Origin of the sequence: Paraburkholderia kirstenboschensis (assembly GCF_904848585.1) — a bacterium.
Classification (GTDB): domain Bacteria; phylum Pseudomonadota; class Gammaproteobacteria; order Burkholderiales; family Burkholderiaceae; genus Paraburkholderia; species Paraburkholderia kirstenboschensis.
Genome location: NZ_CAJHCR010000008.1, coordinates 184,793 through 208,421 on the forward strand (window position 1 = coordinate 184,793; position 23,629 = coordinate 208,421).

Annotated in this window: 22 protein-coding genes; 9 read left to right on the plus strand and 13 right to left on the minus strand. The window is 63.9% G+C overall.

The annotated features are described in order from the left end of the window. Positions 1 to 20: 20 nt before the first annotated feature. The 9 genes from JMY24_RS21445 to flgL all read left to right on the plus strand — a co-directional run bounded on the left by JMY24_RS21445 (position 21) and on the right by flgL (position 10,693). Entirely contained in the window at positions 21 to 1,529 is a 1,509-nt protein-coding gene (locus JMY24_RS21445; RefSeq protein WP_128595992.1) for a flagellar hook protein FlgE, read from the plus strand. Positions 1,530 to 1,549: 20 nt separating this feature from the next. Next, entirely contained in the window at positions 1,550 to 2,308 is a 759-nt protein-coding gene (gene flgF / locus JMY24_RS21450) for a flagellar basal-body rod protein FlgF (RefSeq protein WP_128592223.1), read from the plus strand. Between the two features lie 142 nt (positions 2,309 to 2,450). Then, the gene (flgG, locus tag JMY24_RS21455) at positions 2,451 to 3,239 is read left to right on the plus strand and encodes a flagellar basal-body rod protein FlgG (RefSeq protein ID WP_128592221.1); all 789 of its coding nucleotides are present in this window, start codon (positions 2,451 to 2,453) and stop codon (positions 3,237 to 3,239) included. Between the two features lie 48 nt (positions 3,240 to 3,287). Further along, positions 3,288 to 3,986, plus strand: coding sequence for a flagellar basal body L-ring protein FlgH (gene flgH / locus JMY24_RS21460; RefSeq protein ID WP_128592219.1), 699 nt, complete (start codon positions 3,288 to 3,290; stop codon positions 3,984 to 3,986). Positions 3,987 to 3,988: 2 nt separating this feature from the next. Continuing rightward, a complete protein-coding gene (locus JMY24_RS21465; RefSeq protein ID WP_201702854.1) occupies positions 3,989 to 5,170 on the plus strand; it encodes a flagellar basal body P-ring protein FlgI in 1,182 nt (393 codons plus the stop codon). Between the two features lie 12 nt (positions 5,171 to 5,182). Further along, entirely contained in the window at positions 5,183 to 6,187 is a 1,005-nt protein-coding gene (gene flgJ, locus JMY24_RS21470) for a flagellar assembly peptidoglycan hydrolase FlgJ (RefSeq protein ID WP_110405353.1), read from the plus strand. 352 nt (positions 6,188 to 6,539) lie between these two features. Next, positions 6,540 to 7,310 (plus strand): flagellar brake protein, encoded by a 771-nt coding sequence (locus JMY24_RS21475; protein ID WP_201702886.1) that lies wholly within the window; start codon positions 6,540 to 6,542, stop codon positions 7,308 to 7,310. 175 nt (positions 7,311 to 7,485) lie between these two features. After that, a complete protein-coding gene (gene flgK / locus JMY24_RS21480; protein ID WP_128595990.1) occupies positions 7,486 to 9,459 on the plus strand; it encodes a flagellar hook-associated protein FlgK in 1,974 nt (657 codons plus the stop codon). A 10-nt stretch (positions 9,460 to 9,469) separates the two neighbouring features. Then, a complete protein-coding gene (flgL, locus tag JMY24_RS21485; RefSeq protein WP_128589886.1) occupies positions 9,470 to 10,693 on the plus strand; it encodes a flagellar hook-associated protein FlgL in 1,224 nt (407 codons plus the stop codon). A 110-nt stretch (positions 10,694 to 10,803) separates the two neighbouring features. On the opposite strand, the gene fliR is transcribed toward flgL, so the two are convergent. The 13 genes from fliR to fliF all read right to left on the minus strand — a co-directional run bounded on the left by fliR (position 10,804) and on the right by fliF (position 23,441). Further along, positions 10,804 to 11,586 (minus strand): flagellar biosynthetic protein FliR, encoded by a 783-nt coding sequence (fliR, locus tag JMY24_RS21490; RefSeq protein WP_128595989.1) that lies wholly within the window; start codon positions 11,584 to 11,586, stop codon positions 10,804 to 10,806. A 37-nt stretch (positions 11,587 to 11,623) separates the two neighbouring features. Further along, positions 11,624 to 11,893: a flagellar biosynthesis protein FliQ gene (gene fliQ, locus JMY24_RS21495; RefSeq protein WP_128589891.1), complete on the minus strand. Its 270-nt coding sequence runs from the start codon at positions 11,891 to 11,893 to the stop codon at positions 11,624 to 11,626. An 82-nt stretch (positions 11,894 to 11,975) separates the two neighbouring features. Continuing rightward, positions 11,976 to 12,809 (minus strand): flagellar type III secretion system pore protein FliP, encoded by an 834-nt coding sequence (gene fliP, locus JMY24_RS21500; protein ID WP_128589893.1) that lies wholly within the window; start codon positions 12,807 to 12,809, stop codon positions 11,976 to 11,978. Beyond that, positions 12,809 to 13,408 (minus strand): flagellar biosynthetic protein FliO, encoded by a 600-nt coding sequence (fliO, locus tag JMY24_RS21505; protein ID WP_128595988.1) that lies wholly within the window; start codon positions 13,406 to 13,408, stop codon positions 12,809 to 12,811. The genes fliP and fliO overlap by 1 nt, the downstream gene beginning before the upstream one ends. Further along, a complete protein-coding gene (fliN, locus tag JMY24_RS21510) occupies positions 13,405 to 13,872 on the minus strand; it encodes a flagellar motor switch protein FliN (RefSeq protein ID WP_201702856.1) in 468 nt (155 codons plus the stop codon). The genes fliO and fliN overlap by 4 nt, the downstream gene beginning before the upstream one ends. Then, complete coding sequence (gene fliM / locus JMY24_RS21515; RefSeq protein ID WP_020070762.1) at positions 13,865 to 14,863, minus strand: flagellar motor switch protein FliM; 999 nt, start codon at positions 14,861 to 14,863, stop codon at positions 13,865 to 13,867. The genes fliN and fliM overlap by 8 nt, the downstream gene beginning before the upstream one ends. A gap of 64 nt (positions 14,864 to 14,927) precedes the next feature. After that, positions 14,928 to 15,425 (minus strand): flagellar basal body-associated protein FliL, encoded by a 498-nt coding sequence (fliL, locus tag JMY24_RS21520; RefSeq protein ID WP_128592515.1) that lies wholly within the window; start codon positions 15,423 to 15,425, stop codon positions 14,928 to 14,930. 843 nt (positions 15,426 to 16,268) lie between these two features. Beyond that, positions 16,269 to 17,825 (minus strand): flagellar hook-length control protein FliK, encoded by a 1,557-nt coding sequence (locus JMY24_RS21525; RefSeq protein ID WP_201702858.1) that lies wholly within the window; start codon positions 17,823 to 17,825, stop codon positions 16,269 to 16,271. Positions 17,826 to 17,885: 60 nt separating this feature from the next. Continuing rightward, complete coding sequence (fliJ, locus tag JMY24_RS21530) at positions 17,886 to 18,335, minus strand: flagellar export protein FliJ (protein ID WP_128592340.1); 450 nt, start codon at positions 18,333 to 18,335, stop codon at positions 17,886 to 17,888. Between the two features lie 2 nt (positions 18,336 to 18,337). Further along, the gene (gene fliI, locus JMY24_RS21535; protein WP_201702859.1) at positions 18,338 to 19,993 is read right to left on the minus strand and encodes a flagellar protein export ATPase FliI; all 1,656 of its coding nucleotides are present in this window, start codon (positions 19,991 to 19,993) and stop codon (positions 18,338 to 18,340) included. Beyond that, on the minus strand, positions 19,987 to 20,670 hold the full coding sequence (gene fliH / locus JMY24_RS21540; RefSeq protein ID WP_201702860.1) for a flagellar assembly protein FliH: 684 nt from the start codon (positions 20,668 to 20,670) through the stop codon (positions 19,987 to 19,989). The genes fliI and fliH overlap by 7 nt, the downstream gene beginning before the upstream one ends. Continuing rightward, complete coding sequence (gene fliG, locus JMY24_RS21545) at positions 20,657 to 21,652, minus strand: flagellar motor switch protein FliG (protein ID WP_128592554.1); 996 nt, start codon at positions 21,650 to 21,652, stop codon at positions 20,657 to 20,659. Before fliG ends, fliH begins: the two co-directional genes overlap by 14 nt. Beyond that, positions 21,642 to 23,441 carry a flagellar basal-body MS-ring/collar protein FliF gene (fliF, locus tag JMY24_RS21550; RefSeq protein WP_201702861.1) on the minus strand — a complete coding sequence of 600 codons (1,800 nt, stop codon included), beginning with the start codon at positions 23,439 to 23,441 and terminating at the stop codon, positions 21,642 to 21,644. Before fliF ends, fliG begins: the two co-directional genes overlap by 11 nt. Between the last annotated feature and the right edge of the window lie 188 nt (positions 23,442 to 23,629).

Below are 23,629 nucleotides of genomic sequence, written 5' to 3' on the forward strand. Positions count from 1 at the left end.
TTCCAGACACGGAGACCGTCATGGGTTACCAACAAGGTTTGAGTGGTTTGTCCGCATCGTCGAGCGATCTCGACGTGATCGGCAACAACATTGCCAACGCGAATACGGTTGGCTTCAAGAGCGGCGCAGCGCAATTCGCCGACATGTACGCGAATTCGGTGGCGACGGCTGTCGGCAACCAGGTCGGTATCGGCACCAAGCTCGCACAGGTGCAGCAGCAGTTCTCGCAAGGCACGATCACCAGCACGAACCAGGCACTCGACGTCGCGATCAACGGCAACGGCTTCTTCCAGTTGTCGAACAACGGCTCGCTCGTGTACTCGCGCAACGGCGTGTTCCAGCTCGACAAGAACGGCTTCATCACGAACGCGCAAGGCCTGCAACTGATGGGCTACGCGGCCAACAGTTCGGGCATCATCAATACCGCGCAGACCGTGCCGCTCAGCGTGCCGACCGCGAACATCGCGCCGAAGGCGACCACCAACATCGCAGCCGGCCTGAACCTGAATGCGCAGGACCCGCTGATGCTCGGCACGCCGACCGTCACGGCAGGAGGCACCAACACCGGTACGCTCAGCACGACCGGCGCGACGATCACCAACACGGCGTCGGGAACGAACAAGGACAACTACACCGTCTCGTTCACCAGCGCGACGGCATACACGGTGACCGACACCACGCTCGGCACGTCGACGACCGGCACGTACACGGCCGGCTCCCCCATTTCGCTCGGCAACGGTCAGACGATCACGTTCAACGGCGTGCCGGCGGCGGGTGACAGCTACGCCGTCGCGCCGACCGCCGTGGCGTTCAACCAGAACAGCTCGACGACGTACAACTATTCGACGAGCACCACGGTGTACGACACGCTCGGCGGCTCGCAGACGGTCAACATGTATTTCGCCAAGACGGCCGCCGGCACGTGGGACGTGTATGCCGGCGTCTCCACCGGCACTGCGGCGCTCGTCGGCCATGCGAACTTCAATTCGTCGGGCACGCTGCTCGGCACGACCGACGCTTCGGGCGCGGCGACTGCCACGCCGTTCGTCTTCAACTTCGCGGTGCCGACCACCGACGGTTCGGCGACGCCTCAGAACCTGACGCTGAACATCGGCGGCACCACGCAATACGGCGGCAAGGACGGCGTGAATTCGCTGCAGCCCGACGGCTATCCGGCCGGCACGCTGACGAGCTTCAGCATCGGCGCCGACGGCACGCTGACCGGCAACTATTCGAACCAGCAGACGGCCGCGCTCGGCCAGATCGCGCTCGCGAACTTCGCGAACCAGAACGGTCTGGTGAACCTCGGCAATAACGAGTTCCAGCAGACCGATGCATCGGGCGCCGCGCAAATCTCTGCGCCGGGTTCGACCAACCACGGCGTGCTGCAAGGCGGCGCCGTGGAAAACTCGAACGTCGATCTGACGAGCCAGCTGGTGGATCTGATCACCGCGCAACGCAACTATCAGGCGAACGCGCAGACGATCAAGACGCAGCAGACCGTCGACCAGACGCTCATCAACCTGTAAGCGAGCAGGACGGACCCATCATGGATCGGCTGATCTACACCGCGATGTCGGGCAGCACGCAAGCGCTCGAACAGCAGGCAATCGTTGCCAACAATCTGGCGAACGCATCGACCACTGGTTTTCGCGCGCAGTTGGCGACTTTCCGCGCCGTGCCGATGTCGTTCGGCGACGGCAGTTCGATCAACGACAACACCACGCGCACTTTCGTGCTGTCGTCGACGCCGGGCGCGGACTACACGCCCGGCCCGATCCAGCAGACGGGCAATCCTCTCGACGTCGCGATCGAAGGTCCGGGCTGGCTGTCGGTGCAAACCACTGACGGCGGCGAGGCCTACACGCGTGCGGGCAATCTGCACATCGACCAGAACGGCCAGTTGGTGAACGCCACCAATCAGGTGGTGCTCGGCAACGGCGGGCCGGTCTCGGTGCCGCCGGGTGCGCAGATCACCATCGGCAGGGACGGCACCGTGTCGGCGCTCACGCCGGGCGATCCGCCGACCGCCGTGGTGACGGTCGATCAGCTGAAGCTCGTCAACCCCGATCCGCAAACCATGACGCGCGGCGACGACGGACTCTTTCGCACCGCCGACGGCAATCCCGCCGACGCCGATCCGGCCGTGACGGTCGCGCCTGCATCGCTCGAAGGGAGCAACGTGAATCCGGTCAGCGCGATGGTCTCGATGATCACGAACGCGCGCCAGTTCCAGATGCAGACCAAGCTGCTGGAAAGCGCCGACAAGAACGATCAGTCGGCTAACCAGTTGCTCAGCTTTAGCTAACGGGCCGCCGGCTCGTGCCGGCCCGCAACGATGTTGCATGGGACCAGAGTAAGTGCTTTGCATGAGACCGGAGTAACGCGCTGAAGCGCGGACTTTGGTTCATAGCTGAAGCGCCGACTCCGGTCGACATAGGAGAAGGAATATGAATCGCTCGCTTTATATCGCCGCCACCGGCATGAATGCGCAACAGGCGCAGATGGACGTGATCTCGAACAACCTCGCGAACGTCAGCACCAACGGCTTCAAGGGCTCACGTGCGGTGTTCGAGGATCTGCTGTATCAGACCGTCCGCCAGCCCGGCGCGAACTCGACGCAGCAAACGGAATTGCCGTCGGGCATCCAGCTCGGCACCGGCGTGCAACAGGTCGCCACCGAGCGTCTGTACACGCAGGGCAATCTGCAGCAGACCGGCAACTCGAAAGACGTCGCCATCAACGGCCAGGGCTTTTTCCAGGTGCAGATGCCCGACGGCACGACCGCCTACACGCGTGACGGCTCGTTTCAGACCAACGCGCAAGGCCAGCTCGTGACGTCGAGCGGCTACCAGGTGATCCCGGCCATCACGGTGCCGAACAACGCGACGTCGCTCACCATCGGTAGCGACGGCGTGGTGTCGATCACCGTCGCCGGCTCGACCAACAGCCAGCAGCTCGGCTCGATGCAGGTCGCGACCTTCATCAATCCGGCCGGTCTGGATGCGAAGGGCGAGAACCTGTTCGCGGAAACTGCGTCGTCGGGCGCGCCCAACATTGCACAGCCGGGCCTGAACGGCGCGGGCACGCTCAATCAAGGCTACGTCGAAGCATCGAACGTGAACGTGGTGCAGGAACTGGTGAACATGATCCAGACGCAACGTGCTTACGAAATCAACAGCAAGGCCGTGACGACGTCCGACCAGATGCTGCAGACGCTCAGTCAGATGCAGGTTTAACGCTGAAGTCACTGGAATTAACAGGCTGTAAATCAGGCGGTAATCAAGATGTCGCACTTCACTCGTAATCCGGTTCATTCGCGTACTGCCGTCGCGCTCGCGCAGCTCACGCTGCTCGTCGCGCTCGGCGGTTGCGGGCTCGTGCCGAAGCAGCCGATCACGCAGCAGCCAATGACGGCGCTGCCGCCGATGCCGCCGCAAGCACAGTCGCCAGGCTCGATCTACAACCCGGGTTACGCGGGCCGGCCGTTGTTCGAAGATCAGCGTCCGCGCAATGTCGGCGACATCCTGACCATCGTGATTCAGGAAAACGTCAACGCGACGAAGTCCTCTGGTGCCAATTCAAACCGCTCGGGCAGCACCAATCTGGCCGTGCCGACGGCGGGCTTCCTTGCCGGACTGTTCGGCAAGGCGAGTCTCAGCGCCAACGGCGCGAACGTGTTCAGCGGCACCGGCGGCGCCAACGCGTCGAACACATTCAACGGCACGATCACCGTGACGGTGACCGGTGTGCTGCCGAACGGCAACCTGATGGTCAGCGGCGAAAAGCAGATGCTCATCAATCAGGGCAACGAGTTCGTGCGCTTCTCCGGCGTGGTGAATCCGAACACGATCTCCAGTCTGAATGCCGTGTACTCCACGCAGGTGGCCGACGCAAAGATCGAGTATTCCGCGAAGGGCTATCTCGACGAGGCCGAAAACATGGGCTGGCTGCAACGCTTCTTCCTCAACGTGTCGCCGTGGTGATCATGCGTACTGTTTCATTCCGCTTCCTCGCGCGTGCCGGCCGGATCGGCCGGGTGCTGGCTTTCGTCGCGCTCGCCTGCGCGGCGCTGCCGGCGGCGACGCCCGCTCACGCCGAGCGCCTGAAGGACCTCGTGCAGATCCAGGGCGTGCGTGACAATCCGCTGATCGGCTACGGCCTCGTCGTCGGTCTCGACGGTACGGGCGACCAGACCACGCAGACCCCGTTCACCACGCAGACGCTCGCCAACATGCTGGCGAACCTCGGCATCTCGATCAACAACCAGGCGGCCGGTTCGAGCAACTCGCAATCGTCGCTGTCGAACGTCCAGTTGAAGAACGTCGCCGCGGTGATGGTGACGGCGGTGCTGCCACCGTTCGCACGCCCGGGTGAACAGATCGACGTGACGGTGTCGTCGCTCGGCAATGCGAAGAGCCTGCGAGGCGGCACGCTGCTGCTCACGCCGCTCAAGGGCGCCGACGGCCAGGTGTACGCACTCGGCCAGGGCAATCTCGCGGTCGGCGGCGCCGGCGCGAGCGCCAACGGCAGCAAGGTGCAGGTCAATACGCTCGCTGCCGGCCGTATCGCCGGCGGCGCGATCGTCGAACGTGCGGTGCCGACCTCGGTGTCGCAAGCCGGCACGATGCAACTCGATCTGAACGAAATGGACTACGACACGACGCAGCGCGTGGTGGCGGCAGTGAACAATGCATTCGGCGGCGGCACGGCCACGGCGCTCGACGGCCGCACGATTCAACTGCGCGCGCCGGCTGACCCGGAGCAGCAGGTCGCCTTCATGGCGCAATTGCAGAATCTCGACGTGAAACCGGCGCAGGCCGCAGCGAAGGTGATCCTGAACGCGCGCACCGGTTCGATCGTGATGAACCAGATGGTCACGCTGCAGAACTGCGCGGTCGCACACGGCAACCTGTCGGTCGTGATCAACACGCAGCCGGTGGTGAGCCAGCCGGGCGCGTTCTCGAATGGCCAGACGGTGGTGGCGAAACAGTCGCAGATTCAGATGAAGCAGGACAACGGCGCGTTGAAGCTCGTGACCGCCGGTGCGAATCTCGCCGACGTGGTGAAGGCGCTCAACGCATTGGGTGCGACGCCCGCGGATCTGATGTCGATCCTGCAGGCGATGAAAGCGGCGGGCTCTTTGCGCGCCGACCTGGAAATCATCTAAGGAACACAGCAGATGAATTCGGATACGACCAATTCCGCCGCGGCGGCAAACGATCTTAGCCAGCGCTTCGCGCTCGACGTGCAGGGTTTCGCGAAGCTGAGCGCGCAGGCGAAGGCGTCGCCGCAAGCCGGCATGAAGGTAGCCGCGCAGCAGTTCGACGCGGTCTTCACGCAGATGATGCTGAAGAGCATGCGCGATGCGACGCCGCAGGACGGCCCGTTCGACTCGCACGACAGCGCGACGTTTACGTCGATGATGGATCAGCAGTTGTCGCAGCAGATGTCGCAGAAGGGCATCGGTGTGGCCGATGCGATGCTCAAGCAGTTGATGCGCAACCAGGGCATGCAGGTGAGCGGCCCGAATGGAGCAGGCGGCGCCGGCGGTCTGGCCGGCATGGCCAACGCGCTCGGCGGCGGCAGCGGCGGGGACGAAGGCCAGACTGCGGCGCTCAACGCGCTTGCCAAGGCCTACGGCAATGCGCAAGCCAACGGCCAGCTCGCGATGGGCAAGGGCTACTCGGCCAATAGCGCGCTGACGCCGCCGTTGAAGGGTGACGGCAGCTCGCCGAAGGTGGACGCTTTCGTCGACAAGCTCGCGGCTCCGGCGCAGGCGGCCAGCGCGGCGACCGGCATTCCGGCGCGCTTCATCATCGGCCAGGCCGCGCTGGAATCGGGCTGGGGCAAGAGCGAGATCAAGAAGGCTGACGGCAGCACGAGCCACAACGTGTTCGGCATCAAGGCGACCAAGGACTGGACCGGCAAGACGGTTTCCACGCTCACTACCGAATATGTGAACGGCAAGCCGCAGCGCGTGGTCGAGAAATTCCGCGCATACGACTCGTATCAGGAAGCCATGACCGATTATGCGAGCATGCTGAAGGGCAATCCGCGTTACGCGCAGGTCATCAATTCTGCGCACGACGTGAAGGGATTTGCGAACGGCATGCAGCGCGCCGGTTATGCAACCGACCCGCATTACGCGAAGAAGCTGATGTCCATTATGCAAAAGATGGGCTGAGCGGGCGTCAATGCGACCGGTCGACGGCGATTGGCCGCGACAGGCGGTTTTGCCGGGCGCGGCGAACAAAGGACGTACAAGCAACAAACACGCGGCCAGGAGACAGTGGGCGATTTACAGACGCGTTATCGGCGAGTTACCGGGGCTTTAACGTTTGCGAGTGATTATTCTAAATATATTATTAGTCGCCCCTAAATTTTGGCTCGATACTGCCGCTAATCCGTTAGACCCCATACCGGAAGCGTTAATGTCCGGTTGAATGTGCGTGCCGCGGCCGGGAATGAAAGACCGCGTGAAAGCCCCGTCAGGAGCTCTGGCACGTGCCCGCAAGAACATGCATACCGGCAAGCCCATGGAAACCAATCAGTCGAACGGCCAAACCGACACGCTTCAGCCGCACGTTCCGCTGGACGACAGTGCGCACGATTTTGGCCGCCGCAATCCGCTCGAAATCGGCGTTCAATTGCGCAACCTCGTCAATCGGGGCGATTTCCTCACCGTTCAATATGCGGGCGGCCAACTCGTTACGCGCCTGCTCGACGTCGACGTGCGCGGACGCACCTTCACGTTCGACTGGGGCGCGTTATCCGATCAGAACCGCGGTCTGCTTGCGGCGTCGAGCTGTCAGTTCCACGCGGCCCCCGAAGGCGTGCGCATGGAGTTCGTCACCGGCACGCCGCGCGAAACGCGTTTCGAGGGAATGCCGGCATTCGAAGCCGACTTTCCGCAAGTGCTCTTCTACGTGCAACGCCGTGAGTATTTCCGCGTCGACGCACCGATTCTCGATCCGTACGTGTGCAGCGGCCGTCTGCCGGAAGGCGATACCTTCCGCTTCGAGGTGCACGACCTCTCGCTGGGCGGCGTCGGCATGCGCACTTCCGACGAACGCGTCGCCGAGCTGCCCATGGGCACGCGTCTCGACGATTGCGAATTGTCGCTCGGCGGACTGGGCCGCCTCTCGCTCGATCTGCAGCTCGTGTCGCATCGCTCGCTCGCGCTGCCCAACGGCACGCAGCGGTATCAGCTGGGTTTCCGCTTTCTGACGCTGCCGGGCAACGCGGAGAACACGCTGCAGCGTCTCATCACGCAGCTCGAAATGAAGCGCCGTTCGCTGGTTCGCTGACAGCGCGCGGACCAGACATGACGCGCCGGCGAAGGCCCGGCGCATCGGCCTCGCAAACGTTGAAACAAACTCTCGCAAGCGTCGTGAATGGCCTCAATTTTCCGTCGCGAAAGCCGTTAAACACTAAGTTCAAGCAACGCGGCGGCATGTGTGGTGTCGCCCTTCAGGATGACGCATGTCCAATCTCATCAATCTCGGCCTCAGTGGACTGAATGCAGCCCAGTGGGGACTCACGACGACCGGCCAGAACATCAGCAACGCGTCGACGCCCGGCTATACCATTGAAACGCCGGTCTTCGCGGAAACGGGTGGCCAGTACACTGGTTCCGGCTATCTGCCGCAGGGCGTCTCGACCGTCACGGTCACGCGCCAGTACAGCCAGTATCTGACGACCCAGCTGAATAACGCGCAGTCGTCCAGCAGCTCGCTCGCGACCTACAACACGCTGATCTCGCAACTGAACAATCTGATCGGCAGCCCGACTGCCGGCATTGCGAGCGCGGTCACGAGCTATTTCACGGGCATGCAGAACGTCGCGAACAGCGCTTCGAGCCTCTCCACGCGCCAGACGGCGATGAGCGGCGCGCAGACGCTCGCGAACCAGATCAACGCCGCCGGCCAGCAATATGACGCGTTGCGCCAAAGCGTCAATACGCAACTGACCAACACCGTTTCACAGATCAACGACTACACGAAGCAGATCGCGCAGTTGAACGGCCAGATTTCCGCCGCGAGCACGCAAGGCCAGCCGCCGAACCAGTTGCTCGATCAGCGCGATCTCGCCGTGTCGAATCTGTCGCAACTAATCGGCGTGCAAGTGGTGAACAGCAACGGCAGCTATGGCGTCTTCATGAGCAACGGCCAGCCGCTCGTGTCGGGCGGCAACAGCTTCAATCTGGGTACCACGCCTTCGAAGGGCGATTCCAGCGAACTGTCCGTACAGTATCTCGGCCAGGCCGGCGCGAATCCTGCCGCCGCCCCGCAAGACCTGCCCGACAGCAAGATCGAGGGCGGCACGCTCGGCGGCCTCGTCGCGTTCCGCAGCCAGACGCTCGATCCGGCAGAAGCGCAACTCGGCGCGATTGCCGTGAGCTTCGCCTCGCAAGTCAACGCGCAGAATGCGCTCGGCATCACGCTCGCGGGCGTGCAGGGCGGCGCGCTGTTCTCGGTAGGCGGTCCGACCGTCTATGCGAACACGCAGAACACCGGCAATGCGTCGCTCAACGTGTCGTTCGCGAATTCCGCACAGCCGACCACTGGCGACTACACGCTCGCCTTCAACGGCACCACCTACACGTTGACCGACAATTCGACGGGCGGCGTGGTGGGATCGGCGACCAATTTGAGCCAGCCGATCAACGGCCTGAACTTTTCGACCACGGGCACGATGAACGCCGGTGACTCGTTCACGGTCCAGCCGACCCGCGGCGCGTTGAACAGCTTTGCGACCGCGACGACGGACGCCTCGGCGATCGCGGCCGCAGCGCCGGTTCTCGGCGCGGCAGCGTCGACCAACACCGGCACCGGCACCATCTCGAAGGGCACGGTTACGGCGGGCTACACGATGCCGAGCTCGACGACCACGCTGACGTATGACGGCACGGGTCTCACCGGCTTCCCGGTCGGCTCGACGGTGACCGTCGCGGGTTCGCCGGCGACCACTTATCCGATCACGAGCGCGACGACCGTCGTGCCGTATTCGTCGAGCAACGGCGCCAGTCTGACGATCAACAACCCGACCGCCGGCCAGATGAACAACGTGTCGGTGACGATCAGCGGCGTGCCCGCTGCCGGCGACAAGTTCACGATCGGTCCGAACACCGGCGCAAACAACGACGGCCGCAACGCGCTTGCACTGTCGAACCTGTCGACGACGAAATCGATGAACGGCGGCACGGTCACGCTGACGGGCGCCTACGCGAACTACGTCAACGACATCGGCAACCAGACGAATCAGATCCAGACTTCGAGCACGGCGCAGGCTTCGCTGGTGACGCAGATCACCACCGCGCAGCAGTCCGTCTCGGGCGTCAACATCAACGAAGAAGCAGCCAATCTGCTTCAGTATCAGCAGCTCTATCAGGCGAACAGCAAGGTCATTCAGACCGCGCAGACCCTGTTCCAGACGCTGCTCGGCATCTTCCAGTGAGGCGTTGAACATGCGCATCTCCAGCACGCAGTACTTCACCATGAACGTGGCGACGATGAGCGATCAGCAAGCTCAGTTGTCGCAGCTTTACGCGCAGATCTCGAGCGGCGTGAGCCTCGCGACGCCGTCGGACAATCCGCTCGGCGCGGCGCAGGCCGTGCAGTTGAGTTCGACCGCGACGAGCCTCGCGCAGTACACGAGCAACCAGAACACGGCGCTTGCGTCGCTGCAGCTCGAAGACACGACGCTCGGCAGCGTCACCGACGTGCTGCAAAGTATCCACACGCTCGTGCTGCACGCCGGCGACGGTTCGCTCAACAATGGCGACCGCGGCTCCATCGCGACGCAACTGCAAAGCTTGCGCAGCCAGTTGATGACGCTCGCCAACGCGACGGATCCGCAGGGCAACTACATGTTCGCCGGCTATCAGAGCAGCGCGCAGCCATACACCACGAGTTCGGCCGGTGTGGTCACGTATTCGGGCGATACCGGCACGCCTGCAGTGCAGATCACCGACTCGCACGTCGTGCAGACCGGCGACACCGGCATTTCGATCTTCGGCAGCGTCGCGCCTATCGGCACGAGCGCGGTGCCGGCGGCGACCGCGGGCAACACGGGTACGGGCGTCATCAGCACTGTGAGCCTGAACAACCCGACCGATCCGACGAACGCCGACAAATACGCGATCAACTTTACGTCGTCGACGACTTACACGGTGAGCCAGACCGATCCGGCGACCGGCGCGGTGACGACGAGCGGGCCGCAGGCGTTCACGGCGGGCACGGCGATCACGCTCGGCGGCCAGTCTGTGACGATCAGCGGCGCGCCGAACGCGGGCGACAGCTTCTCGGTGACTCCCGCGACGCAAGGCAGCATGGACGTGTTCGCGAACCTGAGCCAGCTGATCAGCACGCTGCAATCGCCGATCTCGGGCGGCGCCTCGACCGCGAGCTACCAGAGCGCGCTCACGACGAGCATGACGCAGCTTGAGAACACGATGAACAACGTCACGACCGCACAAGCGACGGTGGGCGGCCGCTCACAGGAGGTCAAGGCATTGCAGACGGTCACGCAGACCAATACGCTGCAAACGGCCAGCAACCTGTCGGATCTGACGCAGACAGACCTGATCAAGACGGTCGGCAAATACACGTTGGCGCAGAACGCGTTGCAAGCGGCGCAACAGGCGTTCGTCAAGATTCAGAATATGTCGTTGTTCCAGTACTTGAACTGATTGGGGAGTGGGCGGTCGGTACATGAACAAAGGGCGGAAGACCGGTTTAACCGGCTCCGCCCTTTTTGTTTTTCAATCTGTTTTCGACGTCTGTTGCGGGAACGGTTGGCTTATCTGAACCCCAGCGCAACTCGTCCCATCTGATCGATGCCCACCGCGAACAGACGCGTGAAGAACGGAATCATGTTCGGGATCATCAACTGCAAAAGCAGTATGCCGATCAGCATGGTCAGCGGAAAGCCGATCTGAAACACGCCGATTTGCGGCGCCGCGCGGTTCAGAATGCCGAGCGCCAGGTTCGTGATCAGTAGAGCCGCGACCACCGGCAACGACAGCAAAAGTCCCGCAGAGAAAATCGTGCTGCCGAAATTGGCGAGCGTACGCCAACCCGGCGAGCCAAGAATATTCGCCGACACGGGCAGCGAATTGAAGGACGCGAGCAGCGCGCTGATCATCTGAAGATGGCCGTCGATCACGAGGAACACCAGCATCGCGATCGTGTACATGTAGGTTGAAAGCACCTGGCTCGAACTGCTGGCCTGCGCGTCGAAGAACGTCGCGAAGCCGAGGCCCATGCCCAGGCCGACGAAATCGCCGGTCGCACTGATCGCCTGAAAGACGATCTGCATCGTCATGCCGAGCGCAATGCCGATCAGGAACTGGTTGACTATGATCCACACGCCCTCGGCGGAGAACACCGTGACTTGAGGCAGCGCGCCGAGCGTCGGGGCGACGATGATCGTGACGAAAGCGGACAGGCCGAGCTTCACACGCAGCGGCAGCGCGCGGTTGCCGAGCACGGGCGCAGTCGCCACCAGCGCGAGGATCCGCACGAACGGCCACAGAAACGCGGTGAGCCAGGCGTTCAGTTGCGCGTAGGTGACGGAAAACATGGCGGCGGGGCTCGATGCGCGAAGGAAAACGCGGCGCTCAGTTGACGAGCGTCGGGATATTGGTCAGCGTCTGGCGCAGGTAGTCGAGCATGGTCGTGAGCATCCACGGGCCTGCGATCACCATCGTGACCGCAATCGCGAGAAGCTTGGGGATGAACGACAGCGTTGATTCATTGATCTGCGTAGCGGCCTGGAACAGGCTCACCACCAGGCCGACCACGAGAGCGACCAGCAAAAGCGGAGCAGCGAGCAGCAGGCCGACATACATGGCCTGGTGCGCGAGCGTCATGACGGATTCTGGATTCATGGCGATTCAACCGGAAGCTTGAACAACGTGAAAGACCTGAACCAGGCGAGCGCAAGGCGCGCCTGGACAAACTTGAGCAAACTCACACGAAGCTTTGCGCGAGCGAGCCGAGCAGCAGTTGCCAGCCGTCGACGAGCACGAACAGCATCAGCTTGAACGGCAGCGAGATCGTTGCCGGCGACACCATCATCATGCCCATCGACATCAGCACGCTCGCCACCACCATGTCGATGATGAGAAACGGAATGAAGATCGTGAAGCCGATCTGGAAGCCGGTCTTCAGTTCACTGGTGACGAACGAGGGCACCAGCAGCGACAGCGGGACATCTTCCGGGCCTTGCATCGGCGCGGCGTGCGAGATGCGCGCGAACAGCGCGAGGTCGGTTTCGCGAGTCTGACGCAGCATGAACGTCTTGAACGGTGCGAGACCGCGGCTCACTGCCTGCTCCATCGGAACCGTGCCTTCGGAGAAGGGCTTATAGCCGTCGGTGTAAGCCTTGTCGAGCACAGGCGACATCACGAACAACGTGAGAAAGAGTGCGAGACCGACGAGCACCTGGTTAGGCGGCGTAGTGGTCGTGCCGAGCGCCTGGCGCAGCAGCGACAACACGATGATGATGCGCGTGAAGCTCGTCATCATCAGCACCATGGCCGGCAGGAACGACAGCATCGTGAGCAGCAGCATCGTCTGCACGCTCAACGAATACGTGGTGCCGCCGTTCGGGCCAGGGCTCGTGTTGAAGGCCGGCAAGCCGGCGGCTTGCGCGAACGAGAGCGACGGCAGCGCAAGCAGCAGCGCGGGCAATGCAACCGACGCGACAGGTGCGGCGCGGCGCAATCCGCGAAGGATTGCCGGGGCGACGCGCGAGGTGCCGGCGGATTGCGCGCAATGCGCCGATTGAAGACTGAACTGCATTACCGAACCCCGTTGCCTTGCCCGTTGAAACGTTTGCTCACTTCGCCTTTCAATGCGTCGCGAAAGCGCTGGCCGAAGTTGCCGGTCAACGTGGTGCCTGCTGCGCCGGGCGTGCCCGCTTGCGCATTGCCTGCTGTTTCGATGGCGACCGAGCCGGCCGGCATCGTATGAAGCAGGCGTACATTGCCAGGCGCCGCGCCGAGTACCAGCCATGTATCGCCGATCTCGATCACCGCGACGCGCTCCTTGCCGCCGAGCGACGTGCCACCCACTGTCTTGACGAGACCGCTGCGGCTACCCGGCTGCAAGCCGAAGCGGCGTGCAAGCCACGCGCATCCGAATACGAGGCCGATCACGACAAGCAGGCCGACGATCGTTTGCAACACCGCGCCGACGCCGAGCGCCGGAACGGCCGTGCCCGCGCCGACACCGGACGCGATCTTCGCAGCATTGTTGACCGCATTCATGTCGGCCGCAGATGCGGCGAGCGGTGCGCATAGCGCGCCAAACAACGACGTCGCCGCAAACACTGCCCGTACTGCACGGCTCGGAACATGGCGCGACGCAGGGAACACGGCGCGGCGGACTGCTGCTTTCATCGATTCAACTTCCGGATACGTTCTGACGGCGTGATGATGTCGGTCAGGCGAATACCGAACTTGTCGTTCACCACCACCACTTCGCCCTGGGCGATCAGGCAGCCGTTGACGAGCACGTCCATCGGTTCGCCGGCCATGCCATCGAGCTCCACCACCGAACCTTGCGCGAGTTGCAGCAGGTTGCGAATCGCGAGCTTGGTGCGGCCGAGTTCGACGGTCATCTGGACAGGAATGTCCAGAATCATTTCGATGTCGTTGCGTGTTGAGGTCGGCGCGACTTTCGACAGCGGCTGGAACACGCCGGCCGTGGTGGCGCTGATTTCGCTCGGGTTGTCGTTCTGCTCGGCGAGCGCGCTCGCCCAGTCGGCCAGCGCCGCTTCGTCTTCCGCGCTCGCCGCGTCGGCGGCCACCTGCGCGGCGGCGGCGGTCAACTCGTCCGCGGGCTTTGCGTTCAGATCACTCATATCCACCTTCCTTCATCGTGTCGGCTGCGCTGATCATCTTCTGCACGCGCAACGCGTATTGACCATTAAAAATTCCGTAGCCGCATTCCATCACCGGCACGCCGTCGACTTTCGCCGTGATGTGCTCGGGAATGTTGATCGGCAGAACATCGCCTTTGCGCATGTTCAGGATCTGTTCGAACGTGATCGGCACCTGCGCGAGGTCGGCCGTCAGTTCGACTTCCGCCGCCTGCACCTGCTGCGACAGCACGCGGACCCAGCGGCGGTCGACTTCGAGCGCCTCGCCCTGGATCGGCGACGACAGGATGTCGCGGATCGGTTCGATCATCGAGTACGGCATGCAGATGTGCAGCGTGCCGCCCGTCGTGCCGAACTCGATCGAGAACTGCGTGACGATGACGATTTCGTTCGGCGTCGCCACGTTGGCGAATTGCGTGTGCATTTCCGAACGCATGTACTCGAACTGCAGCGGACGCACGCTTTTCCACGATGCCGCGTAATGTTCGAACGTCAGATTGAGCAGCTTCATGATGATGCGCTGCTCGGTCTGCGTGAAATCGCGACCTTCGACTCGGGTATGAAAACGCCCATCGCCGCCGAACAGGTTGTCGACCACGAAGAACACCAGGTTCGGATCGAACACGAACAGCGACGTACCGCGCAACGGCTTGACGTGGACCAGGTTCAGGTTGGTCGGGATCGGCAGGTTGCGGGTGAACTCGCTGTACTTCTGCACCTTCACCGGACCGACGGAGATTTCCGCCGAACGCCGCATGAAGTTGAAGATGCCGACGCGCAAGAGGCGCGCAAAGCGGTCGTTGATGATTTCGAGGCCGGGCATCCGGCCGCGGACGATGCGTTCCTGCGTCGCGATGTTGTAGGGACGTACGCCTACACGCTCGCTCTGCTCGGCTTCAGAGTCGGACTCGCCGGTTACGCCCTTGAGGAGGGCATCGACCTCCTCCTGGGACATGAACTCTTCGTGGCCCATTCCTTATTCCTCGTGCATACCGTGACGGTTGATGATGGCAGTGCGGGATAGCGTCACAACGACGTCACTGCACGACGAATTCGGTGAACAACACGTCCTGGACATGGATCGGCGCGGCACCCTTGTCGGTCGGTTGCTCGATCAGCGTCCGCAGTTCGGTGGAAAGCGCGTGCTTGCCTTCGAGCGGAGCCAGTTCATCCGGATGATGGTTCGACAGCGCAAGCAGGATGCGGCTGCGGATTTCCGGCATGTGATCGGTGAGTTCCTGCGGCGTCTTCGCATCGGTAAGCTTGAGCGTGAGGCCGATGCGCAGGAAGTGCTGCTGGCCGTCGTCCGATTGCAGGTTGACCGTCATCGATTCGAGCGGGAAGAACGTGGGAGCGGGAGCCGGGGCCGGCGCAGCTGCGGAGGCGGCGGCCGGAGCGCGTTTGGACATGAAGAACCACACCCCTGCGCCGGCGGCGCCAGCGGCGACGATAGCGATGAGGGCGATCAGGATGATGCGCTTCAAGGGGCCCGGAGACGCGGGCGCGGCTTGCTGATTTGCGGGAGTGGTAGCCATGAGGTTTGCTTGCTTGCCGTTAGTGCTGGTGATAGTGATTGTTGTTGATTTGCCTGCGGCGCGATGGGTCGAACAGAAGGGTTAATGCGGGCTATCTCTAGTTTTTGGCCCGGCGGGGCAGTGCTTTTTGCTGATGGGTTTTGTGGATTTGTTTTCGTTCTTTTTTCCGGAAACTTTGGTTTTGGCCTGGTTTTCGGGCTTCTTTTTTTGGCCTTTCCTTGAATTCGCGGTGGTCTATTGGCGTTGCCCCTGTGCGGGGCGGCACTTACTTTCTTTGCGGCCGCAAAGAAAGTAAGCAAAGAAAGCGGCTTTACACCGCTAGCTCATAAGTGGGTCCCCTGGCTTGGAGGGGGTAGTGGTGCATCTGGAATCTGTGCTCTCGCACATTCGGCGCCGGTGACAAGGCAGTCATTCTTCCGGCGACGCTGCGCGCGCCGCAGCGGTCGTTCTTTAGACCATCGGGGGTTTCGCACCGACTGCTTGGGAGCCACTCTTGCGGGGCGCGGCGCTCGATCATTGTTGACGAAGCCGATCGCTCCCGCTGCGCAGCCGCGAGCGGGTGGTCTCAGCGGACCTTTCCGGCGAGCACGAAGTGCGAGGCGGGAGGTATGACTGCCTTGTCACTGATGCGAAATGTGCGAGAGCACAGACTCCAGATGCACCACTGCCCCCTGCGAGCCAGGGGACCCACTTATGAGCTAGCGGTGTAAAGCCGCTTTCTTTGCTTACTTTCTTTGCGGCCGCAAAGAAAGTAAGTGCCGCCCCGCACAGGGGCAACGCCAATAGACCACCGCGAATTCAAGGAAAGGCCAACACCGCGAACGGCAAAAAAGCAAAAAGCCGTCAGGCAAACGTATCGACCAATCCAACGGTACGCCGCACGGCAACATCCACCGCCCCGCCGCCGCCAGCCGCACCGCCCATCCCGCCTCCACTAGCCGCCGCAAAGCGGCTTCCAGACCCAGACCGTCCCGACTCGGCATTCTGCTGCTGCCCACCCTGGCGCCCAAACCCATCGCTCACGCTCGCGCTGCCGAGCCCGATGCCGTTCGCTTCCATCGCCTCGCGCAACTTCGGCAAAGCTGCCTCGACGGCTTCACGTACCTGCTGGTGCTGCGAAACAAACAACGCGTGGGCATGGTTATCGGCAACCTGCAGCACAACCTGGAGCGGCCCCAGATCCTTCGGGTTCAACGTCAGCTCGGCGCTCTGAGAATGAGCGTTCGACAGGAACACTACCTTCTGGCTCAGCGCTTCCTCCCAGTCGGTCGTGCCGACCTGCGGTCCCAACGCATTCGCCGCTGCAGCCGCGCCCGCACTGCCGGTCGTCTGCACGGCGGCCGTCGCGCTGGCTGCGCTCGCTGCTGCCTGAGTCGCGGCCAGCGCCTCGCTCGCCGCGTCGGCTGCGTTCTTGAACGCCGCCAGATCGTCCGCCTGTGCGCCTGCCGCGCCCGCCGATGCTAACGCGCCCGCCGCCGTTGCTGAAGCAACTGAAGCAGCCGCCGTCGGATCAGCCACCGCCGCGGTCGTCGTCGTCAATGCGCCGCGGGCGGCTGCCGAGCCCTTGCCGCCGCCGGAAAGACCGGCTTCCAGCGTCTTGCTGTCTGTATCGTTCAACGACGCGTTCGCGCTCGCCAGTCCGTTCGCCGCCGCAGCCGCGGCAGCGCCGCTCGCCAGCGCCTGCGATGGCACCACGGCCTGGCCGTTCGCGAGCGCCGCCAAAGCCGCTTGCAATGCGTCCTGCAGCGACTTCGGATCGGTCGGCGCTTTCTTGCCGGGCAGCCCGACCGTGGTGGCGTCGGTGGCCGCGCCGGTCGCGGTCGCGTCGGCATCCGTCGATGCGGGAATGTTCACGTTGGCCGCATCGGCGGCAGCGCTCGCATCCGCCTGGGCCTGGGCTTGCGCCTGAGCCGCTGCGGCTGCCGCCGCGGTGCTGGCGTCGCTGTTGCTTGCCGCGCTGGCGGAGTTGGCCGACTTCGGCGGCGTGGCCCCGGTCTTGTCGGTCGATGCCTGTTGCGGCTTGTCCGCCGGCGCAGACGCCGCTGCGTCTGTCGCGGTGCTGTCTTTGCTGTCGCTGCTCGCGTCGTCGGCGCTTTTAGTTGCGGAATCGTCCGACGGCGGCGCGTCATGCACGCTCGACGACGACGCCTGCGACGCATCCGCCGGCGAGGGCGTCGGCGCCGATTGGTTCGCGCTCGCGTTGAAGTTCGCAGCCGCGCTTGCAGCCGCGCTTGAAGCCGCGTTCGCAGCCACACTGTTCTGCAGGCTGATGCTTTGCTGCAAGGTTTGCGAGAACGGCTTCGCGCTTGCGGCGGCGCGAGCCGCGGCGCTGTTCGAACCGTTGGTGGAGGTGCCGCTGGTAGAACCTAGCAGCGAGCCGATCTGTGAAAGAAGCGACATAAGTGTCCGGTCAATCCGACAAAGGGTACGGTGTTCAGTCAGTCGAGGGCGGCGCGGGCGTCAGGCGCCTTCCGCGCGCATCCTCAGAATTCGTGCAGCGTGTTCGTCGGCGTCGCGCTGATCGCGCCGCGCCACGGTCTTGGCCTCGGCGGCTTCGCCGCGCGCCTGCAGCACTTCATACGAGCCGAGCTTCTGCTTCTGACGCTGCCAGTCGGGCTTGGCCGCCTCGACTCGCGCATTGGCCGTCACAAGCAGGTTGCGTTGCTGTTCGATGGCGGCGTCGAGCGTGTCGATGAACGCCTGAAAATTGCGCATGTTGCCGGCGGGCATGCCCGCCTGGGCGGTCGCCGTGAAACGCGCGTGGTATTCGTCGCGGTACTGCACGAGCGACTGTAGCTGCGCCTCCACGTCGTTGCGCTCGCGCTGAGCGCGTCCGAGACGTTGCGCGGCGGCGTTGACATCGTCTTGCGCCAGCCCAATCAACGTCTTGATCGGAAAGTGTTTCGCCATCCTCAGGCTCCTTGGGCAAACAGCGCGTCCAGCATCTCGACACTCGGTTCAAAGTTCGCGCACTCGCGGAAGCCTTGCTGCAGGAAGGCTTCCATCCGCGGATACAGCGCGATTGCGCGGTCGAGCAACGCGTCGCGTCCGCTCGAATAAGCACCCACGTTGATCAGATCGCGGTTGCGCTGATAGCGCGACAGCATCTGCTTGAACATACGCGTTTTGTCCAGATGGTTATCGTCGATCAGCGCGGTCATTGCCCGGCTAATCGACGCTTCGATGTCGATTGCCGGATAGTGGCCGGCTTCCGCGAGCGAGCGCGACAGCACGATGTGGCCGTCGAGAATCGCGCGCGCCGAGTCCGCAATCGGGTCCTGCTGATCGTCGCCTTCGGTCAGCACCGTGTAGAACGCGGTAATCGAGCCGCCGCCCGCGGGGCCGTTGCCGGTACGCTCGACGAGCGCCGGCAGCTTCGCGAACACAGAAGGCGGGTAGCCCTTGGTCGCGGGCGGCTCGCCGACGGCCAGCGCGATTTCGCGCTGTGCCATCGCGTAACGGGTCAGCGAATCCATCAGCAGCAGCACGTGCTTGCCCTGATCGCGGAAATATTCGGCGAGCGACGTCGAGTACGACGCGGCCTGCATCCGCAAAAGCGGTGAGACGTCGGCCGGCGCGGCGATCACGACGGAGCGCGCGAGCCCTTCCTCGCCAAGAATCTGTTCGATGAATTCCTTCACTTCGCGGCCGCGTTCGCCGATCAGTCCGATCACGATCACTTCGGCGCTGGTGTAGCGCGCCATCGTGCCGAGCAGCACTGATTTACCGACGCCCGAGCCTGCGAAAAGCCCCATGCGCTGGCCGCGTCCCACGGTCAAGAGCGCGTTGATCGCGCGCACGCCGACGTCGAGCACCTTGTGGATCGGCTCGCGGTTCAGCGGATTGATGACCGGCGCGGACAGCGGCGCATCGGCATGCGCGCCGAGCGGGCCGAGTCCGTCGAGCGGGCGGCCGGACGCATCGAGCACGCGGCCGAGCAGTTCCCAGCCGACCGGCAGACGCTTCGCGCCCGCCATCGGATCGGCGATCGGCGCGCTTTCGAGCGGGTAGACGCGCGCGCCTGGCAACAGGCCGATCACTTCGGTAGTCGGCATCAGAAACAGCTTGTCGCCGGAGAAGCCGACAACTTCCGCTTCCGCCATCGGCAGCGAACTGCCCGGCGGCAGTTCGATCATCACTTCGGCGCCTACCGAAAGGCGCAATCCGACGGCTTCGAGCACGAGACCGGCGGCGCGCGTCAGGCGTCCGCAGGCGCGCATCGGCTTCGCAATCGCGTTGCGCGCGCGCAGTGCGTCGAGCCGGCCGCGCCAGGCTTGCATATGCGGATTGCTGTCGAGCGCGGGGTCGTACGCAGCAGGCGTGGCGGCGCTTGCTGCCTTGGCGGCGGCGGAACTCGCACCCATACCGGCGCCCGCAGCCGGTGCCGACTCGCGGCTCGCGGCCGCGCCCGTCACCGGATGAGCGTGACCCGCGTCAGCCGCAGTCGAGACTGCGTCCGCGAACGGCGTGTCCGCGAGCGCCTCGGCGCCGAACGACGCCAGCGCCAGCTCGCGTTCGAGCGGCGTCAGGTCGCTTGCGCGGATTTCCTCGAGCGTCGGCTTCACCATGTACTCACTCTGCCGAGTGCCGCGGCAACGCGTTCCCAGCGTGTATCGATGCCCGCGTCCACCTCGCCGCTGCCGGCCTGCGCGCGGCAGCCGCCACGCTCCACGGCCGGATCGGTGCGCACGGTCCAGCCGCGCGTTTGCAATTCTTCCATCAGATACGCTTCGACCACCGGCAGATCGGCGGGACTCACGATCAACGCGGGCGCGCCGGTCAGCGCCGGTTCGGCGGCGAGCACCTCGCGCGCGGCCGCGATCAGCGCGGTCGGGTCGTGCTGCACGTGCTGGCGCACCACCTGTTGCGCGATGTCGAGCGCGAGTGCGACGAGCGTTTCCGAAATGGCGCCTTGCGCGCCGTCTAGCGCGGCCTTGAAGGTCTCGGCGAGCGCAGCGAGTCGCGCAGCTTCCTCGCGCGCTTCGCTTCTGCCCTGTTCAAAGCCTTGCGCGTGGCCCTGGTCGTAACCCGCCTGATAGCCGAGCGCCTGACCGGCCACGTGGCCGGATGCGATGCCCTGCGCGTGCGCGGCTTCGCGCAGGCGCTCGAGCTCGGCTTCGAAAGCCGCTTCGTCGATTTCGGACGTGGGCGGCGCCGGCGGCACCGGATCGAACGAGGCCATCTCCCAGCGCTGGTAGGCCGAGAGGCTTTCCTTTGCCGTGGAGTTGCGATTAGACATATGCATCTTCCGCCTTGCCGCCAATCACGATCTGGCCGCTTTCTGCCAGGTTGCGCACGATCTGCAGGATGCGGCGCTGTTGCGTCTCGACTTCGGAGACGCGAACCGGGCCGCGCGCGTCGAGGTCTTCCGCGAGCAGCTCGGCTGCACGCTGCGACATGTTCGACAGGAACTTCTGACGCAGTGCCGGTGCCGCGCCCTTCAGCGAGATGATCAGCGCCTCGGATTCGACTTCCTTCAGCAGCAGCTGGATCGCGCGGTCTTCCAGGTCGAGCAGGTTCTCGAACACGAACATCTGATCGACGATCTTTTGCGCGAGCTCCGCGTCGTACTGGCGGACGTTCTCGATGACGCCTTCCTCGTGGTTGCTCGACATGAAGTTGAGAATTTCCGCCGCCGTGCGAATGCCGCCCATCGGGCTGCGCTTCAGGTTGTCGCTACCCGACAGCAGATGCGTGAGCACGTCGTCGAGTTCGCGCAGCGCGGCCGGCTGGATGCCGTCGAGCGTCGCAATTCGCAACAGCACGTCGTTACGCAGACGGTCCGTGAAGCACGCGACGATTTCCGACGCCTGATCGCGGTCGAGGTGAACGAGAATCGTCGCGATGATCTGCGGGTGCTCGTTCTTGATCAGTTCAGCGACCGCCGGCGAGTCCATCCACTTCAGGCCCTCGATACCGCTGGTATCGCTGCCTTGCAAGATCCGGTCGATGATCGCGCCGGCCTTGTCGTCGCCGAGCGCCTTCGTCAGTACTGAACGGATGTACTCGTTTGAGTCGAGCGACATGCCGGTGTGCTTTTCCGCCTCGCGCACGAACTCGTGCAGCACCACGTCGATCTCGTCGCGCGTCACGGCCTTCATGGCGGCCATTGCGACACCGATCTTCTGAACTTCACGCGGTCCAAGGAACTTGAACACTTGCGCGGCTTCTTCCTCGCCGATCGACATCAGCAGAAGCGCGCTCTTCATTACGCCTTCAGCGCTCATCGGTCACCCAATTTTTGACGACTGTTGCAACGATCTTCGGATCCTGGCGCGCGATGCTGCGTGCGAACTCCAGATTCCGCTCATATTTGTGTTTCGCGTTTTCCAGCGCCAGCAGTTCGCTGTCGCCGCTATCTATTTCGACGGTGCCGTTGGCGCGTTCCGCGCTCGGGATGCCGTCGAGCAGGATCGGCTCGTCCGGCGACGGCAGCGCCGCGGCGGCGACCGGTTCCGGCGGCGGGAAGGCGCGGCGCAGCGCGGGCTTCACCATCACGAAGTAGAGGAACAGGGCTACGGCGCCGATGCCGAGATACGTCGCGATCTGCTTGTACAGAGCCAACATGTCATGCGTGCGCCACCATGGCAGGTCCGCGTTCGGGTCCAGGTCGGCGGTGAACGGGCTGTTGACCACGTTGACCGAGTCGCCGCGCTGCGCGTCGAAGCCCATCGCATCCTTCACGAGCTGGTTGACCTGCGCGAGCTTGTCGGCGGTGACCGGCTGCATCGTCGCGTGACCCTTGCCGTCGACCACGCGCAGATAGTTGACCACCACCGCCACCGACAGACGCTTGATGCCGCCCATCGGCTGCTCTAGGTGACGCACGGTCTTGTCGAGCTCGTAGTTCGTGGTCATGTCCTTACGATCGCTGACGGGTGTCGTCGTCACGCCGCCGCTCGCGCCGTTGGGCGCATTGATCGGCGCGGAGGCCGGCTGCGGCGGCTGATTCGACAGCGCGCCCGGCACGCCCGAAGCGCCGCCTTGCGACATTTCGGTCGCGGTGCTCGACTGCTGGCTGCGGATCGCCGCCTGTTGCGGGTTGCCGTTCGGGCCGTAGTTTTCCGAAGTCTGTTCGGTGCGCGAGAAGTCGATGTCGGCGCTCACCTGCGAATGCGCATTGCCGGCGCCGAAGAGCGGCGCGAGAATCGCGTCGATGCGCTGCTGCGTGCTGCGTTCGATCTGCTGGCGATACTTCAGTTGCGACGCATCGAGCCCGCCGGCAACCGACGGCTGCGTCAACAGGTTGCCGTCCTGATCGAGAATGGTCACGCCCTTGACCGGCATTTCCGGCACTGCGGAAGACACCATGTGCGTGATCGCCAGCACCTGGCCTTCGTCGAGCGCGCGGCCCGGATAGAGATTGACGAGCACCGACGCCGACGGCGCTTCCTTGTCGCGCACGAACACGGAGGGCTTCGGAATCGCCAGATGCACGCGGGCCGACTTGACCGACGAAACGGATTCGATCGTGCGTTCCAGCTCGCCTTCCAGCGCGCGCTGATAGTTGATCTGCTCGGCGAACTGGCTGATGCCGAACTTCTGGTTGTCCATCAGTTCGAAGCCGACCGAGCCGCTCTTCGGCAGGCCTTGCGATGCGAGGCGCAGGCGCATCTCATGCACCTGTTCCGCCGGCACGAGGATCGCACCGCCCGACTCGGAGAACTTGTACGGAATGTTGGCCTGCTGCAGCGCGGTGATGATCGCACCGCCGTCGCGATCGGACAGATTGCTGTAGAGCACCTTGTAGTCCGGCGCGCGCGACCACAGGAACAGGCCCGCCACTATGGCCACAAGCAGCGCCACCGCGAAAATCAGCGGGGCGCGCGGGTTGCCGCGCATTTGCGCGAGGCCCGACAGGCGCTGGCCGAAATTGCCGCCGAGGCCGCCACCGAGGCCGCCCAGGTCTGCGTTACCGCCGGGCTGACCGGCGCCCGCCGCCGCCGCGCCGGGCTGTGCGCCGGCGAGGCCCATGCGGGCGTCGGGGTTGATCAAAGAGTTGGCTGACGAATCCATGCGTCGGGTTTCTCCGGGAAGCCTTTTGCGTTCTGCCGCTCAACCGCACCGAGGCTCGGCGGGAGTATGGACAGATACTTTCACGACTGAAATTATCCGCACGGCAGGCGCGCGCGATTGCTTGAATAGAGCCGGGTTTCCCCCCTAGTTTCGGGGCTTTCCAGGAAAGCCCGCTGCTATGCTTTCGT

Excerpts from the sequence above, each read along its gene's own strand:
- flgH (WP_128592219.1), top strand. The coding sequence starts at position 3,288 with ATGTCGCACTTCACTCGTAATCCGGTTCATTCGCGTACTGCCGTCGCG.
- fliM (WP_020070762.1), bottom strand. The coding sequence starts at position 14,863 with ATGGGCCACGAAGAGTTCATGTCCCAGGAGGAGGTCGATGCCCTCCTC.
- fliP (WP_128589893.1), bottom strand. The coding sequence starts at position 12,809 with ATGCAGTTCAGTCTTCAATCGGCGCATTGCGCGCAATCCGCCGGCACC.
- fliN (WP_201702856.1), bottom strand. The coding sequence starts at position 13,872 with ATGAGTGATCTGAACGCAAAGCCCGCGGACGAGTTGACCGCCGCCGCC.
- flgG (WP_128592221.1), top strand. The coding sequence starts at position 2,451 with ATGAATCGCTCGCTTTATATCGCCGCCACCGGCATGAATGCGCAACAG.
- fliF (WP_201702861.1), bottom strand. The coding sequence starts at position 23,441 with ATGGATTCGTCAGCCAACTCTTTGATCAACCCCGACGCCCGCATGGGC.
- JMY24_RS21445 (WP_128595992.1), top strand. The coding sequence starts at position 21 with ATGGGTTACCAACAAGGTTTGAGTGGTTTGTCCGCATCGTCGAGCGAT.
- fliQ (WP_128589891.1), bottom strand. The coding sequence starts at position 11,893 with ATGAATCCAGAATCCGTCATGACGCTCGCGCACCAGGCCATGTATGTC.
- flgK (WP_128595990.1), top strand. The coding sequence starts at position 7,486 with ATGTCCAATCTCATCAATCTCGGCCTCAGTGGACTGAATGCAGCCCAG.
- JMY24_RS21475 (WP_201702886.1), top strand. The coding sequence starts at position 6,540 with ATGGAAACCAATCAGTCGAACGGCCAAACCGACACGCTTCAGCCGCAC.
- fliO (WP_128595988.1), bottom strand. The coding sequence starts at position 13,408 with ATGAAAGCAGCAGTCCGCCGCGCCGTGTTCCCTGCGTCGCGCCATGTT.
- flgJ (WP_110405353.1), top strand. The coding sequence starts at position 5,183 with ATGAATTCGGATACGACCAATTCCGCCGCGGCGGCAAACGATCTTAGC.
- fliG (WP_128592554.1), bottom strand. The coding sequence starts at position 21,652 with ATGAGCGCTGAAGGCGTAATGAAGAGCGCGCTTCTGCTGATGTCGATC.
- fliI (WP_201702859.1), bottom strand. The coding sequence starts at position 19,993 with ATGGTGAAGCCGACGCTCGAGGAAATCCGCGCAAGCGACCTGACGCCG.
- fliL (WP_128592515.1), bottom strand. The coding sequence starts at position 15,425 with ATGGCTACCACTCCCGCAAATCAGCAAGCCGCGCCCGCGTCTCCGGGC.
- fliH (WP_201702860.1), bottom strand. The coding sequence starts at position 20,670 with ATGCATATGTCTAATCGCAACTCCACGGCAAAGGAAAGCCTCTCGGCC.
- JMY24_RS21525 (WP_201702858.1), bottom strand. The coding sequence starts at position 17,825 with ATGTCGCTTCTTTCACAGATCGGCTCGCTGCTAGGTTCTACCAGCGGC.
- flgF (WP_128592223.1), top strand. The coding sequence starts at position 1,550 with ATGGATCGGCTGATCTACACCGCGATGTCGGGCAGCACGCAAGCGCTC.
- flgL (WP_128589886.1), top strand. The coding sequence starts at position 9,470 with ATGCGCATCTCCAGCACGCAGTACTTCACCATGAACGTGGCGACGATG.
- fliJ (WP_128592340.1), bottom strand. The coding sequence starts at position 18,335 with ATGGCGAAACACTTTCCGATCAAGACGTTGATTGGGCTGGCGCAAGAC.
- JMY24_RS21465 (WP_201702854.1), top strand. The coding sequence starts at position 3,989 with ATGCGTACTGTTTCATTCCGCTTCCTCGCGCGTGCCGGCCGGATCGGC.
- fliR (WP_128595989.1), bottom strand. The coding sequence starts at position 11,586 with ATGTTTTCCGTCACCTACGCGCAACTGAACGCCTGGCTCACCGCGTTT.